The sequence below is a fragment of the Salicola sp. Rm-C-2C1-2 genome (assembly GCF_040196175.1).
Taxonomy (GTDB): domain Bacteria; phylum Pseudomonadota; class Gammaproteobacteria; order Pseudomonadales; family Oleiphilaceae; genus Halospina.
This window is the reverse complement of the sequence record NZ_JBEFNF010000001.1, coordinates 1,000,613-1,015,573: the sequence shown is the minus strand read 5'-3', so window position 1 is coordinate 1,015,573 and position 14,961 is coordinate 1,000,613. Positions and strand designations below refer to the sequence as shown.

Annotated in this window: 9 protein-coding genes, 2 tRNA genes and 1 pseudogene; 4 read left to right on the top strand and 8 right to left on the bottom strand. The window is 60.1% G+C overall.

Annotated elements, in window-relative coordinates; genetic code table 11:
* Window positions 1–28 precede the first annotated feature (28 nt).
* Both AAF659_RS04610 and AAF659_RS04605 read right to left on the bottom strand, forming a co-directional pair.
* Window positions 29–102, bottom strand: a tRNA-Cys gene (locus AAF659_RS04610).
* A gap of 18 nt (window positions 103–120) precedes the next feature.
* A tRNA-Gly gene (locus AAF659_RS04605) sits at window positions 121–196 on the bottom strand.
* A 239-nt stretch (window positions 197–435) separates the two neighbouring features.
* On the opposite strand from AAF659_RS04605, the gene pyp reads away from it, so the two are divergent.
* The 4 genes from pyp (at window position 436) to AAF659_RS04585 (ending at window position 4,130) form a co-directional block, all read left to right on the top strand.
* Complete coding sequence (gene pyp / locus AAF659_RS04600) at window positions 436–813, top strand: photoactive yellow protein (RefSeq protein ID WP_349750507.1); 378 nt, start codon at window positions 436–438, stop codon at window positions 811–813.
* On the top strand, window positions 813–1,988 hold the full coding sequence (locus AAF659_RS04595; protein ID WP_349750506.1) for an AMP-binding enzyme: 1,176 nt from the start codon (window positions 813–815) through the stop codon (window positions 1,986–1,988). Before pyp ends, AAF659_RS04595 begins: the two co-directional genes overlap by 1 nt.
* Complete coding sequence (locus AAF659_RS04590) at window positions 1,978–3,552, top strand: HAL/PAL/TAL family ammonia-lyase (protein ID WP_349750505.1); 1,575 nt, start codon at window positions 1,978–1,980, stop codon at window positions 3,550–3,552. The genes AAF659_RS04595 and AAF659_RS04590 overlap by 11 nt, the downstream gene beginning before the upstream one ends.
* A 104-nt stretch (window positions 3,553–3,656) precedes the next feature.
* Window positions 3,657–4,130 (top strand): Dps family protein, encoded by a 474-nt coding sequence (locus tag AAF659_RS04585; protein WP_349750504.1) that lies wholly within the window; start codon window positions 3,657–3,659, stop codon window positions 4,128–4,130.
* Between the two features lie 29 nt (window positions 4,131–4,159).
* On the opposite strand, the gene AAF659_RS04580 is transcribed toward AAF659_RS04585, so the two are convergent.
* From AAF659_RS04580 to recC, 6 genes and pseudogenes are all read right to left on the bottom strand, one after another.
* Window positions 4,160–5,512 carry a TrpB-like pyridoxal phosphate-dependent enzyme gene (locus AAF659_RS04580; RefSeq protein WP_349750503.1) on the bottom strand — a complete coding sequence of 451 codons (1,353 nt, stop codon included), beginning with the start codon at window positions 5,510–5,512 and terminating at the stop codon, window positions 4,160–4,162.
* A gap of 207 nt (window positions 5,513–5,719) precedes the next feature.
* Window positions 5,720–6,296: pseudogene (locus AAF659_RS04575) on the bottom strand (alpha-hydroxy-acid oxidizing protein); the annotation flags it as partial.
* Window positions 6,241–6,405, bottom strand: a complete 165-nt coding sequence (locus tag AAF659_RS04570) for a hypothetical protein (protein WP_349750759.1) — start codon at window positions 6,403–6,405, stop codon at window positions 6,241–6,243. The gene AAF659_RS04570 and the pseudogene AAF659_RS04575, both read right to left, overlap by 56 nt.
* A gap of 21 nt (window positions 6,406–6,426) precedes the next feature.
* Entirely contained in the window at window positions 6,427–8,256 is a 1,830-nt protein-coding gene (gene recD, locus AAF659_RS04565; RefSeq protein ID WP_349750502.1) for an exodeoxyribonuclease V subunit alpha, read from the bottom strand.
* On the bottom strand, window positions 8,253–11,699 hold the full coding sequence (locus tag AAF659_RS04560; RefSeq protein ID WP_349750501.1) for a UvrD-helicase domain-containing protein: 3,447 nt from the start codon (window positions 11,697–11,699) through the stop codon (window positions 8,253–8,255). Before AAF659_RS04560 ends, recD begins: the two co-directional genes overlap by 4 nt.
* A complete protein-coding gene (recC, locus tag AAF659_RS04555) occupies window positions 11,699–14,941 on the bottom strand; it encodes an exodeoxyribonuclease V subunit gamma (RefSeq protein ID WP_349750500.1) in 3,243 nt (1,080 codons plus the stop codon). Before recC ends, AAF659_RS04560 begins: the two co-directional genes overlap by 1 nt.
* Between the last annotated feature and the right edge of the window lie 20 nt (window positions 14,942–14,961).

Here is a 14,961-nt window from a genome sequence, read left to right as displayed (position 1 = left end):
CTAAAGCCAAAGGTCTTGGGGAGATTTCTGGAGGCGCGAGCCGGAATCGAACCGACGTAAACGGAGTTGCAGTCCGTCGCATAACCACTCTGCCATCGCGCCTGGGAAGGTAAGAGAAGTTGGAGCGGGAAACGAGATTCGAACTCGCGACATCCACCTTGGCAAGGTGGTGCTCTACCAGCTGAGCTATTCCCGCTATTCGGGAAGGTGTGGCGCCTTCCTCAACAACAGGTGAGTATTGTACTGATGCGATTCCCGGCGTCAACAGGTGCCAGGCTACAAACAGCCGATCAGACCCTGACCCCGGGTCCGCCTTGGAATTGGGATTCGCCCGACCAAGCAGATGTTACATATTCTTACACACACAATTGGTCTCCACGGCGTATTCTTCACGTACAGCTTGACGCAACCAACAAAACAGCACAGGAGGTTCCCATGGAACGCGTAAACTTCGGATCTGACGATATCGGCAACAAGCTTTCAGAAATGAGCGACAAAGACATTGATAACCTTGCCTTTGGTGCAATTAATCTTGATAAAAATGGCAAGATCATCAGTTACAACAAGGCTGAAGGCGAGATCACGGGGCGTAAGCCTGAAGATGTGATCGGCAAGAACTTCTTCACCGACGTTGCTCCCTGCACCAAGACTGATGATTTTTTCGGCAAGTTTCAGGAAGGCGTTAAGAGCGGTAATCTGAGCACCATGTTTGAGTACACTTTCGACTATCAGATGAAGCCGACGAAAGTAAAAGTGCACATGAAAAAATCCCTGAGTGACGATAGTTACTGGATCTTCGTCAAGCGCGTGTAATGAAGCTCAGCACAGAAAACACCCTTGCGGTCCTGAGCCACCTCATTGGCAGCGAACTGGCCAAACAACGTAACGCCAGTACAGGCGAACTTGTGGCCAAAGCAGTTGCCGGCGGGCCCCTCAGAGATGGCCCCCTGGCTGTGGATTCCATTGAGCAACTTTCGCTGGCCAGGGTTGTCAATGAGTTTTTTGATCTGGAAACCAGCGGGCTCGATGAATGGCTGCTTCGACGAGATACCATCGAGCAATGGCTGGGGCTGATTACGGAGTCACTCGAGCAAGGGACGACTCAGATCGGGTTCCGCTCAGGCGGTACCACCGGAGACCCCAAAATCAACCGTCGCCCGATTCCGCATCTGGAGGCGGAGGCTGTGCTGATCGCTGAACACTTTTACGACCGACGCCGCATAATTGGAATCGCGCCACCTCACCACATCTATGGATTCATTTGGGGGCCGCTATTGGCAGATAACCTTGGTATTCCCTATTACCATAATGATGTGGCCCAGCAGCAGGGACTGGATCCCGTCTCTGGTGATCTTATCGTCGGGTTTCCAGAATGGTGGCGCTATCGCAGCGGGCGCCGCACGGGCTTCAACCAGGGCATTGCCGGAGTGACATCCACCGCGCCCTGCCCGCCGGATTTGATCCGAGCTCTCAGGTGCCAGGGCCTTGACTCCATGACCGAGGTCTATGGCTCGTCGGAGACCGCTGGAATTGGGTGGCGGTGCGACCCGGGTGTGCCCTTCAAGCTTCTGGATCATTGGGATTGTGCAGACGATGGAGATGGGGATCGACTGTATCTACGGCCCCTCAGCACTACCATTGATGCTCCTGACACTTTGGAATGGGTCGATGAGCGGACTTTGATCCCCGGGGATAGACGGGATGGCGCCGTTCAGGTTGCTGGTACCAACGTTGATCCCACTGCCGTGGCGGAAGCGCTGAAAAACCAGGCGGACGTTACAGACTGCACGGTTCGACCTTTCGACACAGGCAATGGTGTCCGGCTCAAGGCATTCGTCGTACCGGATGCTGACTCGGATACCGAAACATTGGAACAGTCTCTACGGCGATGGGCACAGGACCATCTCACGGCGCCGGAACGACCGGTGCGCTTTGATTTCGGCGAGATGCTGCCACGCAATGAATTGGGGAAACTGAGTGACTGGTAAGGCGATCCGCTGGGCGGGGGGCGATGCGACAACTGAAGCCGTGGAGCATGTTGCCTTGGGCACTCCCCTGCTTCTTGAGGAAACAGCCTGGCATCGCATACAGGAAAGCCACCAACGACTCACCCGCTACCAGTCTGAAAACCGCCTCATTTATGGCGTGACAACCGGCTACGGGCCATTGGCCAACACACTCGTGGGCAATGATCACAGTGAGGCTCTGCAGCGTAACCTTGTGGCGCACCTGAGCGCGGGTGTTGGTGAGGCGCTCAGCTCAGAACAGACCCGCGCCACCATGGCCGCACGCGTCAGCGCCCTCAGCCTGGGTGCCTCTGGTATTGAACCGGACGCTCTGGCCCATCTGCTGACCTGCCTCAGTGAGGACGCTCTTCCACTGGTTCCAGCCATGGGAACCGTGGGTGCCAGCGGTGATCTTACACCCCTGGCACATATCACCGGCGCTCTAATGGGAAAAGGCTGGATCCGCCACCATGGCCGAGAAGCAGAGCCTGCGGCACAGGTCCTTGAACGGCTTGGCCTGGAGCCTTTCGAGCCAGGGGGCAAAGATGCTCTTGCTCTGGTTAATGGGACCTCCGCCATGACCGGCATTGCAGCGCTCAATGACTGTCTTGCAGATCGCGCATTGCGCTGGAGCGCGTTGACCACAGTAGCTCACGCGCAAGCCCTGAACGGGCGACGCGAGGCGTGGCACCATGCGTTTGGCCAGGTGCGGCCACATCCGGGCCAGCAGAAGCTCCATTGCTGGCTCGCGGCTCTGGACGAAAGCCCCCCCTACCCCACGACGGATGAGGGTCAGGTCGCAACAGATATCCTGCAACAGCTCAATGCGCCCATACAGGATCCTTACAGCCTGCGTTGCGCGCCGCAGCTTCTCGGCGCAGTGGCCGACCAGCTGGACTGGCATAGCCAGGTTGTAAACACGGAACTCAACAGTGTGACTGACAACCCTATACTGCCGGCTACGCTGGACCAGGCACTGCATGGTGGCAACTTCTACGGTCAGCACGTAGCCTTTGCCTCGGATGCGCTGGCGAATGGAGTCATCACGCTGGCCGTCCATGCGGAACGGCGCATCGCCCGGCTCGCCAATCCTCGTCTCAATCAGGGATTACCAGCTTTCCTGCAGGGCTCGGATACCGGCCTTCAAAGTGGCTTCATGGGGGCTCAGGTCACCGCAAGCGCCCTACTGGCAGAGATGCGAACCCAGGCGACACCTGCTTCAATCCAATCCATCCCGACCAATGGTGATAACCAGGACGTAGTGACTATGGGGACCATTGGGGCAAGACGCACTTATCATCTTTTATCATTGCTCTATCGGCTGCTTGCCATCGACGCGCTGATGGCCGTTCAGGCCCTGGAGCTGCGGGCCGACGACAGCCTGCTCTCTACCGCAACCCGGCAGATGATGGCCTGGGTTCGTGACCGATCACCGCCGCTCACCAATGACCGAGCACTGTCTGAAGACATTGAAAAAACGGCAGAATCCATGCGATCTCCATGGGCGATTCCAACTCAACTCGACCTCAAGCATGACCCCGATTGAGCCTTCCTATTCACCCAACGCTTACACGAGGTTGAAGAGCCGCAGATCAGCCGTCATTCTTTCCAAAGCACACCACAATAGATCCTGAAAAGCGAGGAGCACCCATGTCGACCAATCTCATAGGCATAGAAGAAACAAAGGCTCGAGCCCTTGCAGACCAGCTGAACGAGCTTCTGGCTCATTATCAGATCTTCTACATGAACGTGCGCGGGTACCACTGGAACATTAAGGGCGACAAATTCTTCGAACTCCACACCAAGTTCGAGGAGCTTTACACCGACCTTCTCCTCAAGGTGGACGAGATTGCGGAACGCATCCTGACGCTTGGCTATCGGCCCGTCCATGCCTATTCAGAATACGTCAAACTATCCCAGATCCCGGAACGAACGAGTGTCACCGACGGGCGCCAATGCGTGCAGGAGATCCTCGATGGACTTTCGGCCCTGATCAAGCTGGAGCGAAATATTCTGGAAGCGTCCACCGCGGCTAGTGATGAAGGCACGAATTCCCTGATGAGTGACTACATCACTCAACAGGAAAAGACCGCTTGGATGTACAGCAGCTTTCTGGGCGAATAGGGCTTTCAAAAGCGACCAGACGCTCGTGTTCATACGGAGGGCAGGCCCGACAGGGCCATAGCCAGCTCCTCATCACTGTATTCATGGTCGCTGAGGTCGCCTGCGAAATAGGACGTATAGGCTGCCATGTCAAAGTGGCCGTGACCGCAGAGATTGAACAGGATGGTCTCGCCATTTCCCTGCTCACGGCATCGAATGGCCTCGTCGATAGCACCACGTACGGCATGGTTGGCCTCTGGAGCGGGCACGATCCCTTCATTGCGCGCGAACAGGATCCCCGCCTCGAAACAAGCCTTCTGGGGATAGGCGACCGCCTCAAACAGGCCCAGTTGTTTCGCATGCGAGACCAGCGGCGCCATGCCGTGATAACGCAGCCCCCCGGCATGGAAACCGGGCGGCGTAAAGCCTGACCCCAAAGTATGCATGCGCGTCAGCGGCGTCATTTTCGCGGTGTCGCCATAATCATAGGCATACTGGCCACGGGTCAGCGTCGGGCATGAGGAGGGTTCCACCGCCACAACGCGGGGGCTGTCACCGCCGCGCAGTGACTGGCCGATGAACGGGAAGGCGAAACCGGCGAAGTTGGAACCGCCACCGGTGCAGCCAACGATCACATCCGGAGAGTCTCCGGTCATCGCCATCTGCTCCATGGTCTCCTGGCCGATGACGGTCTGGTGCAGCAGAACATGGTTCAGTACCGACCCCAGAGCATACTTGGTGCCCGGGTCTTGCGCCGCCACCTCCACCGCCTCCGAAATGGCAATACCAAGGCTGCCCGTGTGAGCCGGATTCTCCGCGAGCACGCTGCGGCCGAACTCGGTCTCATTTGAGGGCGAGGCAATGCAGCGCGCGCCATAGGTCTCCATAACCGCCCGGCGGTAAGGTTTCTGGTCATAGGAGACCCGCACCTGGAACACCTGCACATCCATGTCCATCAACGCTCCGGCATAAGCAATCGATGTGCCCCACTGTCCAGCGCCGGTTTCGGTAGTCAGACGCCGAATACCCGCCTCGCGGTTGAAAAAAGCCTGCGGAATGGCGCTATTGGGTTTATGGCTGCCGGCAGGGCTCACACCTTCGTACTTATAGTAGATGCGTGCGGGGGTTCCCAGCGCTTTCTCCAGAGCGTGCGCACGATACAGGGGCGCGGGGCGCCATTGACGGTAGACCTCACGCACCGGTTCCGGAATCGGAACTTCCCTCTCCGTGGTCACTTCCTGCTCAATCAGCGATGCCGGAAACAAGGGCTCCAGATCGGTTGGTGTAACCGGATCATGGGTTCCGGGATTGAGAACCGGCGGCAATGGTTCAGGCAGATCGGCCTGAAGGTTATACCAGTGGGTGGGAATACGGCTTTCGTTGAGCAGGAACTTGGTGGTCATCGTGGGTCCCGGATTCAATGTTGATGTTGAAAACGTGGGACATGATACCCGGGCCGAAAGCGAGCGTCATCGGGCACATGCGAACGGAATTGATGATTAACCGGAAAGCCAGCAACGGTCGCCTATTGAGGGCCTACTAAACATAAGCCCAGCCAGCCGGGTTCGACATGACCTGGTACTACCCATTAACGCTCTCCAGTACCAGCACTACGGCAGTGCAACCAGGCTCTCGCGAGAGATTTCCCCTACAGCGCGCGCACCGGTCAGCGTCATCGCCACACGCATCTCACTCTCGATGATATCCAGAAGACGCGTGACGCCCCTTTCTCCGGCTGTGGCGAGTGCATAGACCGAGCAGAACGCCGTCAGCTCCCTGGGCAAGCATGCGCACCACATCCAGTCCGGAACGGATACCGGAATCGGCGAGGAGTGTGATGTCTTCCCCCACCGCGTCCGCGATCATGGGCATGGCGCGGGCGCTGGAAAGGGCCCCGTCGAGCTAACGGCCGCCGTGGTTGGAAACAACGATGCCATCGGCACCGAAACGCACCGCATCCCGGGCGTCCTCGGGATCCAGGATGCCCTTGATCACCATTGAGCCCTCCCAGAACTCGCGGATCCACTCAAGATCCTTCCAGCCAATGGACGGGTCGAAGTTCCTGCCGAGCCAGCCCACGTAGTCCTCCAGGCTGATCGTCTACCCGAGATAGGTGGAGACATTGCCGAGATCATAGGGGCGCCCCCGAACCCCCACATGCCAGGCCCAGGAGGGATGGGATGTTGCGCCGCAGGGTGTGTTTATCGTAGCTGGCACCATCGATGTAGTGGAACAGGAACGGCGGAAGCCGGCGGCGAGCCGCCTCGCGGTAATCCAGGGTTGAGGAAATGATCATTGGATGCAGCCCCTGTCTCGTTCAGCTGTGTTCAGCTTTTCCGGCCCTGAGCCGTACACCGAGACCGGAATGGCGCTCCACCACCCGGCTGATGCCGGCACGCCAGACGGGTTCGCTTCCAATCACCGTCAGCCGGGAACGGGCACGGGTAACCCCAGTATAGATCAGCTCCCGGCTGACAATGGCGGACGGCCTTTCGGGCAGCACCAGGGCCACGGCATCGAATTCCGAGCCCTGTGTTTTGTGGATAGTCATCGCGTAGACCGTTTCATGGTCCGGCAGCCGCCCGGGCGCCATGGGAGTAAAACCCTCTTCGCCCGGAAACCAGGCCAGCAACGGCGGTGTCTCGCCTTTGCGCTCCGGCTCATCCGGCCAGATCAGGCCGATATCGCCATTATAGAGACCGAGCCCGTAATGGTTACGCGTAATCATGATGGGCTGCCCACGGAAGAAACGCTGGCGCTCCCGGTTGAGCGCAGCGGTGACGCGTTCATTGATGGCGTGGACACCATTGGGGCCGATCCGAGCCGGACAGAGGACGCGGAAGGCCCGCAGCCGCTCGAAGGCTTCCTCCAGATTGCCGGCTTCAGTAACGGGCCGGAACTGCTGTTCCGTCCAGAACGCAAGCTGCTCGGACAGCGCATCCCCGGCGTGCCAGACCACATCGTCATAGGCGCCACGTAAGACGTTGAGCGTGCCCTCGCCATCGCCACTGATGGCCGCAGCGGCAAGCTGGCCGATACCACTGCTGCCTTCGAACCGCCGACTCTCCCTCAGCAAGCTCAGGTAGTCCGCCCCGCCCGAACCGCCGTCGGCGGGGTCAAGATCAATGCCGAGTGTGGCGAGCTGCCGGCAGCGTTCGGAGCTATAGACTGCTACATCTCTAGGCGCCAGATCCGCCAGTACCGACCCCGCGGCGACCGATGGCAGCTGGTCTGCGTCCCCGAGCAGAATCACCCGGCACTTCGGCGGCAAAGCCCGGAACAGGCGGGCCATCAGGGGCAGGTCCACCATGGAGATCTCATCCACCACCAGTATGTCCACGTTGAGCGGATTGTCTTCATTGTGACGGAAGCGATGGCTGTTCGGAATCACGCCCAGTAGCCGGTGCAGCGTAGTGGCTTCTTGGGGGATGGCCTGATGTACTTGGTCATCCACGTCCGGGGCAAGTCCTGAACGTGCCTTCACCACCGATTGTGCCAGGCGCTGGGCCGCCTTACCGGTGGGCGCTGCAAGATGCACCCGGAGAGTCCCGCTGCTATCAGAGGCCGTCGTTTCAATCAGCAGTGCCAGCAACCGTGTGACCGTATGCGTCTTGCCGGTGCCGGGCCCGCCGGCGATCACGCTGAAGCGCTGCAACAGGGCATTGGCCGCGGCAACCTTCTGCCAGTCGGGCCCGCTCCGCCCTTCCCCACTGGGAAAGAGCCGCTCAAGGGTTGCCCGGGCGCTGGATGCATCAACATTCTCGGTGACCGCCAAACGCTTGCGGATGGACGACGCCACTTCCGTCTCGAAACGCCAGTAACGGCGCAGGTAAAAACGGTCCTGTTCAAACACCACGGGCGCGTTGTCGTCTGGCCTAATGGCCAACGCCTGCAGTCTTTCCCGCCAATCAGCTAGCTCCAGCAACTGGATACCCGAGGAGATGTCGCTCTGCCAGCGGGTCTGGCCCGCCCAATACGGCAGGTGCAGGCAAGTATGACCTTCCTGCAGTGCCTCGCTGACGGCCATCAGCGTATGTCGGAACCAGTCCTCCCGACAGCCGATCCACTCGCACACCGCATCGGCCAGCGCTTGGTCGATGACTTCCGGGGCCTCGCCTTCCCGCAACGAGTTGAGAACCGCGCTCATACCGCCATCTCCCGCCCCTCGAACAGAGCATCCAGGGCGAACAGCGCGGCCAGGTCCGGTTCCCGTGCGTGGATACCGGTGTCACGGCCCGGCGCTATGCCGCGCAGATAAAGATAATGCACGCCCCCGAGATGCTGCCGAGGGTCGTAATCCGGGATCCGGATCCGCAGGAAGCGGTGCAGAGCCAGCATATAGAGCAGGTACTGAAGGTCGTAAAAGCTCTGACGCATATTGGTTGTCAGTGCCTCCGAGTGATAATAGCCGAAGCCGTTACCCAGGTGATTGGACTTGTAGTCGACAATGTAATATCGCCCCTGCCACTCGTAGACCAGGTCGATGAACCCATGAAGCATGCCTTTCAGGGTGGCTGCCGGCGGCAGTGTGACAGACGCGGTACAGTCCCGGTGCTGGGCCAGGATACGGCCAAGCGGCGGATTCTGATGCGCGTTCATCGGGAAATAGAATTCACTTTCACGCAGAGTCTTATCCCGCGTCAGAGCGCCCAGAGTGGCGCCACTGGGTAACGCCACTGCCAGGATATCGCGCAACCAGGCTTTCACGGGATCACGTAGGACGTCGCTGGGGTGCAGCAGCCCCGGATAGCGTCTTTCCGCCTGATCCAGAACCCCGTCCAGATCCGGATTGCTGAAATCCAACCACTCCAGCACATCGTGCAACAGGTTGCCGGCCTCAGCCCCTTTTGGGAGCGAAAACCGGATATTTTCCACATCTCCATGAGGTGCCACCTCCTCCAGTTCGCCCTGGTCCCGATCGCGGGCACTGGCACCGCCATGGCGGGCATTACGGGTGAGCGCCGAGAATGACGACAGCCACCAGTCCCTCTCAATGCGGCCTCGGAATTCAGCGGCCTCCAGGCCGTCCTGTGGTGGCGGTTCCGGCGCACCGCTGACCGGCTCATCGACGAGGGTGATATCCAGCACCCCACAGGCCCCTTGCCTGACTTGCTCGCGCACTGATTCGTCAAGTGCCTCGAAACTACTGATCTGGAGACAGCGCGCCAGAGGCGATGGCGCCAGCTGATCAAACGCGGCCGCCAGCAAATAAACCCGGCGCTCGCCTCGCGTTGCAGCCACGTACAGCAGCCGTATGGCCTCCGCCGCTTCCTCTTGCCGTGACCACTCGATCTGCTCATCCGACGGATTCAGCACCAGATGAGCGCTTTGATCCTGCGGGTCATGGTAGCGCACCATCAGGTCCCGCCCCTGCTGGCTCTGCTTGCCGAAGCTGACAAATGGTAGGAAAACAACGGGGTACTCCAGGCCCTTGGCCCCGTGCATCGTCACTACGCGCACCAGGTGGCCGTCACTTTCCAGCCGCAGTTCCGTGTTCTTAACGGTGGTGTCCCTGCGGGCCTGCTCAAACCAGTGCAGTAGCGCTTCCGGCTGGCGGTGCTGCTGGCTGGCCTCCTGCAGCAGTTCCATCAGGTGCATCAGATTGGTTAGGCTGCGTTCGTGTCGAGCGGGTTCCGGCTGCGCCCGTGACTGCAGCAGCTGCAGCGCCATGCTCATGAACCCCTTGCGATGCCAGCGTTCACGCAGCGCTGTGACCTCTTCCAGCTGCCTGGCCCATTCACGCTCACTGTTGCGCAGATCAAAAAGCTGGCGTGTATTGTAGCCGAAAAGACTGCTCGCCAGGGCGGCCATCAGCTGGCGATCATCCTCGAGATTGAGAATCCCCTGCAGTGCCCGCAGCAGCTCCAGCGATTCCGGGCTTTCGAGCACATTGTCACGGGCGCTGAGGTAGACGGATTCCAGGCCTTGAGCGGTGAGCGCTTGCTGCATGATGGCGGCTTCATTGCGGTCGCGCACCAGAATCGCAATATCCCCTGGCGCCACCCTGCTGCCATCAATCGTTGCCTCGCCCAGCAGACGCAGTATTTCCCGGGCGGTCCATCGGGCCAGTGGTTTTTGGCCTTCCTTCGTGTAGCCATTGCCCTTGCTGTTCAGCCCTTCGATATCGTCCTGTACCGGCAGCAGCCCCCATTGGAAGGCCGACCGCCCTGTCGGCCCCCGTACTGGCTCACGATCCGGTCTGCCGGCGCTGACCGGCGGGTATTGGATGCCGTAGCCGAAAATTCTGTCATGCGGATCCGCCTCACGGGGGTCCGCCGGGACAGTTTGACCATGGAAGAGCCGATTGTAGCCGCCGATGACCTCAGGTGCAGAGCGGTAATTGGCCCCCATCACCCACTGATAGTCTGCATCATTACGGGCAGTGAGATAGGCAAAGACATCGCCTCCACGGAAGCCGTAAATGGCCTGCTTGGGATCGCCGATCATACACAGCATCCGGCCCTGATCCGCGGCCTGCCCGTAAAGGCGCTGCAGGATGGCGTACTGATCAGGGTCTGTATCCTGGAATTCATCCACCAACGCCACCGGAAACTGCTCACCCAGGCTCTGAGCCAGAGCCGGTCCACGCTCCGATGACGCCAGCTGTTCGCTGAGACGACGGATAAGATCGCTGAAATCCAGCTGGTCAAGCCTGTCCTTGCTGGCAGCCAGATGCTCACGCGCAAAGGTCACGCCCTTCCAGGCCCACCAGGCATCCCGGGCCCGTTTGAGACCGGCAATGCCACTGGCCAGCTCATACAGCGCCGGCATGGCCTGCTTTTTCCTTTCACTGCTGAAAGCATCCTTCAAAAATCGCCCCTGAAACACCTCTGGGATGTTGCCATCCCAGACCATACCACTGAGGCGCTCAAGCTCGTCCTGAACGGCCTGCCAACCGGCCTTGGTTTCGGCTGTTTTCCGCGAGGCGACATTCAGGGTCGCGAAAGCTTCACGTTCCTCCGGCCAGCGGCGGCAGAAGGCCTGCCAGGCCTCTTCCAGATCGGGCACATCAGGTTCGGCAAGTGTTGCCGCTCCTTTGATGGTGTTTTCCCAGACCTTCGCGAAGGCCTCAGGCGTGGGCTGATAGTCATACAGCTGCTGAAAGTCAGGACTCTGCGCTTGCTGGCGGTACCAGTCCTGCAATGCCTCTCGCACCAGGCCGCTGCTGTCGACCTCCATGGCCGCCTCAAAGCTGATGCCGCTGGTGAACGCTTCCTGGGTCAGCGCCCGCCGGCAGAAGCTGTGGATGGTGTAGATGGCGGCTTCATCCATGTGCAATGCGGCATGGCGAAGGCGGGCCTTAACCCTGGCAGTATCCGGGAAGCGTGCCCGGAGCGCGGCATAAAAGGGGTCGTCCAGCTCCTCCCACTGCTCATGAGCCCGATGTATTTCATCTGCCAGACGCCCTTTGAGCTCAGCTGTGGCGGCACGGGTAAACGTCATGACCAGCAGCTTCTGCACCTCCAGTTCCCGCTCCAACAGCAGGCGCAGGTACAGACGGGTGATATTATAGGTCTTGCCGGTGCCCGCGCTGGCCTCGATCAGATGGATGCCGTCCAGCGGCAGATGGGTGACGTCCAGTTCCTGCATCAGGCCACCTCCGTGGTGTCAGTGATCGTCAGGGTGGCCAGCAGATGCCCGTAGAGGTTATCCATGGCGGCCAGAAGGGCTTCTGGTTCAATTGCTTCGTTATAGAACCACGCCATGTAGGCATCGTCCTTTACTCCTGGGAAGCCGTTATAGCTGTCGCCCAGCCACGCATCACGCAATGCTTTCAGCCGTTTCACCTCATCCGCATCAGCGCCCTTTCTGGCTACTGCAGGCAGCAGATCCCCATGCAGCTGAGAGGGCTCGCATAAGCTCTCCCGCCATGCCTTCAGCAAAGCGGCAAGCTGTTTTTCTGCCTCTTGCGGTGTGATCGGTTCAAGCTTTAATACCCTCAGCGCGCCCTCGCCACCCCGATGCAGGCTGACAGAGGTTCGTTGATTGCTGAGGTTGGCGATCAAGTGATGGGTCCAGAGCCGTAGTACATCTTTCCCCTTGGGGTTGGCCATGCGCCAAAAAATCACACGTCCGTCGGGGGCCAGCGGAAGTTCCGCTGCCAGTGGTACGTCTTCAATGGTGTGCTCCACGTCCTGGTGTTGGACACCACCGACACCCGAGGTTTCCAGCGATGCTGCAAATCGCCTTGCCTGCTCTTGCCAGTCAGCGAGCTGCGAGGCCATGGGTGCATGCTCCGGCAGCTCGCCGGAAAGGCGCGCGCGTTCCAGAACGGGCGTGCTATCGCTACCCTCGAGCTGGCAGTGGATCAACGCCTCCTGGATCCGATAACGACTGAGGTGATTGGCGGCGAAAGGCTCCACGTCCTCAACCTCAGGCAACTCGGATGCCTCAAGATAAAGACTGAGGCGCTGATGCGCATGATGGCGGGCCGGATTCTCCAGGGCCCGGATCAGCTGCACCAGAGGCAGGCTCTGCGGCTCTGTCTCAGGCGCGGGCAGGCGCTGTACCTGCTCAGTGGCCGCGCGCGTCTGGGTAAGGCGCAGCCAGCCCGGATCAAAACTCGGTTCCCGCCGCTGGTAATTGGCCGCGCTGAACGGCTGCAGTGGCAGCACCCTGATGGCATCACGATGCCAGCCAGTGGCGCCCTCCAGGTAATTCATCAGCTCCGTGAGAACCAGAGACGGCTGGCGCGCAGCATTGGTGTTCACATCCCGGCCCTGGAAGCTCAGGTACAGATGATCCCGGGCCGACAGGATGGCTTCCAGAAACAGATAGCGGTCATCCCCACGTCGGGACCGGTCGCCGGGACGAGGATGGTCATTGGCCATCAGATCAAAGCCCAACGGGGGCCGTTGGCGTGGAAATGCGCCGTCGTTCAGCCCCAGAATCGCCACGATCCGGAACGGGATGGAGCGCATGGGCACCATGGAACAGACCGTGATCTGACCGGTCATGAACTGGCGCCCGGTACGGGCGGGACTCTGCAGGTTCTGTTCAAGGGCATGGCGAATCACTGCCAGCGGAACCGGATCCGTAAAAGCCGCTTCGCTCGCGTATTGCCCCAGCTCCCGGATCACCTCACGGAGCTGCTCGTGAATCCATTCATGGCTGCGTTCAGCGCTGAAAAGGGCCAGACGCAGGCGCTCATGAAGAAATGTCTGCCAGTCACTGATGGCGCGAATTTCAAGCATGTCCCGTCGCAATGCTTTGAGCGTGCGAAGGAAGGCAACAAGCCGCCCAAGCACTACCGCGTCGTTGCCCTCCACCAGAGGCAGCAGCAGCCGCCCGCGCAACACCACCTCATCATCGCCCCAGGCGAAGCCGATCAGCAGCCGCTCAAGGCCCTGATCCCAGCTATAGCGTTCACTGGCCCCCTCGCCGAGCCACTGCTGCTTGTGCTGCTGGTCCAGTCCCCAATGGATGGCAGCCGCATTAAGCCATTGGCTGAGCTCAGTGATCTGCTCGGTGTCGAACCCGAAGCGCTGCTGTATGGCAGGCACCTGGAGCCAGCTGATCACCCGACTCACCTCAAAGCGGGCGTCGGGCAGCGACAGCATTTCAATGAAGGCCGCCACGGCCGGGTCCGCATCCCCTGGGTTGCGATCCGCAATGGAGCTGGGCAATGGCGGAACCCGCTCGGAGATGGCTTCCCCCCGCCCGGCGAACACGGCCTCCACAAAAGGAGCGTACTCTTCAACATTGGGGCACATCACCACAACGTCCCGTGGTGCCAGCTCCGGATCCTCATTGAACCGATGCAAAAGCCAGTCATGCAGAGCCTGAACCTCGCGCAGCGCACTATGGCCACTGACCACACTAACGCTGTCGTCACAACAGTGGTCGTCAGGTGCCTCGCGGCCATCACGCAGATGCAGCACATCGCTCTGAAGCCTCGCAAGCAGATGGTCCTCGGCGTGTTCGGTGAACAAGGGCACTTCTTCGTCCGCCACCTCGCTGAGAAGACGCACAAACTGCTGCCCCTGGTGCCCGAGCCCCGTCAGAAGAGGGTTACCGGTGTCCAGTATCAGCCCGGTTTCATCATCGTGCTCCTCGAGCCAGCGTGCGCGCTGGCGGGCTGCCTGTTTATCGCTGATGGTATCCCCCCAGTACTCGTCCGAGGGGTTGAGGTACAGGATATGGAAATCCACCCCTGCCCTGCGCGATACCTCGCTGATGAATTCCAGCCACAGAGGCGCCAGGCTGTTGATGCCGAAGATGAACAGGCGCTCTGGCAATGCCTCTACCGGTGTCATCAGACGCTCGCGTGCCTCATCCATAAGCCGGAGCGGGTGATCCGGCTGCTGCGCAACCAGCTGTTGCCAGAGCTGAGCCTGCCAGTGTTCGCCCTGGCCCGCGTCCCACTCCCGGATCCAGTCCGGGCGATACATCAGGTACTGCTCATACAGATCCGCTAATTCGCCAGCCAGCTGAAAACGGCGCAGCGGCTGCTGACGCGGGCTCTGTTGTTGCCAGTAGCGCGTAGGTTCATCAAAGGCCGGGTCGCGTGTCACGGTCTCCGATCCCAGCAGGGCATACAGGCGCCACACCAGGATCTCACGCTGATAGGGAGAGATCTCCGGCATACGCTCAGGGCCCAGGATGCAACGGATGAGGGTCCAGAAATACCGCACCGGCAGCGGGTACTCCAGGTTCATCGCAATCCGCCTCGATGATTCACTGGCAAGTTCCATGTTGAGCCAGTGCGCCATCCCTGGATGCTGAACCATGATCACATCCGGCTGGAGCGGGTTGGCAACCGGTATCGCCAGCAACCTGGCGAGCGGCCCAACGAGGTGTTCCAGCTGATTGCCGGGAAACGTGTGGATCATCCGGTTGCTCCTGGGGGCAG

Bases quoted from the DNA above. Each gene is read 5' to 3' on its own strand.
- AAF659_RS04580 (WP_349750503.1), bottom strand. From the start codon at position 5,512: ATGACCACCAAGTTCCTGCTCAACGAAAGCCGTATTCCCACCCACTGG.
- pyp (WP_349750507.1), top strand. From the start codon at position 436: ATGGAACGCGTAAACTTCGGATCTGACGATATCGGCAACAAGCTTTCA.
- recD (WP_349750502.1), bottom strand. From the start codon at position 8,256: ATGAGCGCGGTTCTCAACTCGTTGCGGGAAGGCGAGGCCCCGGAAGTC.
- AAF659_RS04585 (WP_349750504.1), top strand. From the start codon at position 3,657: ATGTCGACCAATCTCATAGGCATAGAAGAAACAAAGGCTCGAGCCCTT.
- AAF659_RS04570 (WP_349750759.1), bottom strand. From the start codon at position 6,405: ATGATCATTTCCTCAACCCTGGATTACCGCGAGGCGGCTCGCCGCCGG.
- recC (WP_349750500.1), bottom strand. From the start codon at position 14,941: ATGATCCACACGTTTCCCGGCAATCAGCTGGAACACCTCGTTGGGCCG.
- AAF659_RS04560 (WP_349750501.1), bottom strand. From the start codon at position 11,699: ATGCAGGAACTGGACGTCACCCATCTGCCGCTGGACGGCATCCATCTG.
- AAF659_RS04595 (WP_349750506.1), top strand. From the start codon at position 813: ATGAAGCTCAGCACAGAAAACACCCTTGCGGTCCTGAGCCACCTCATT.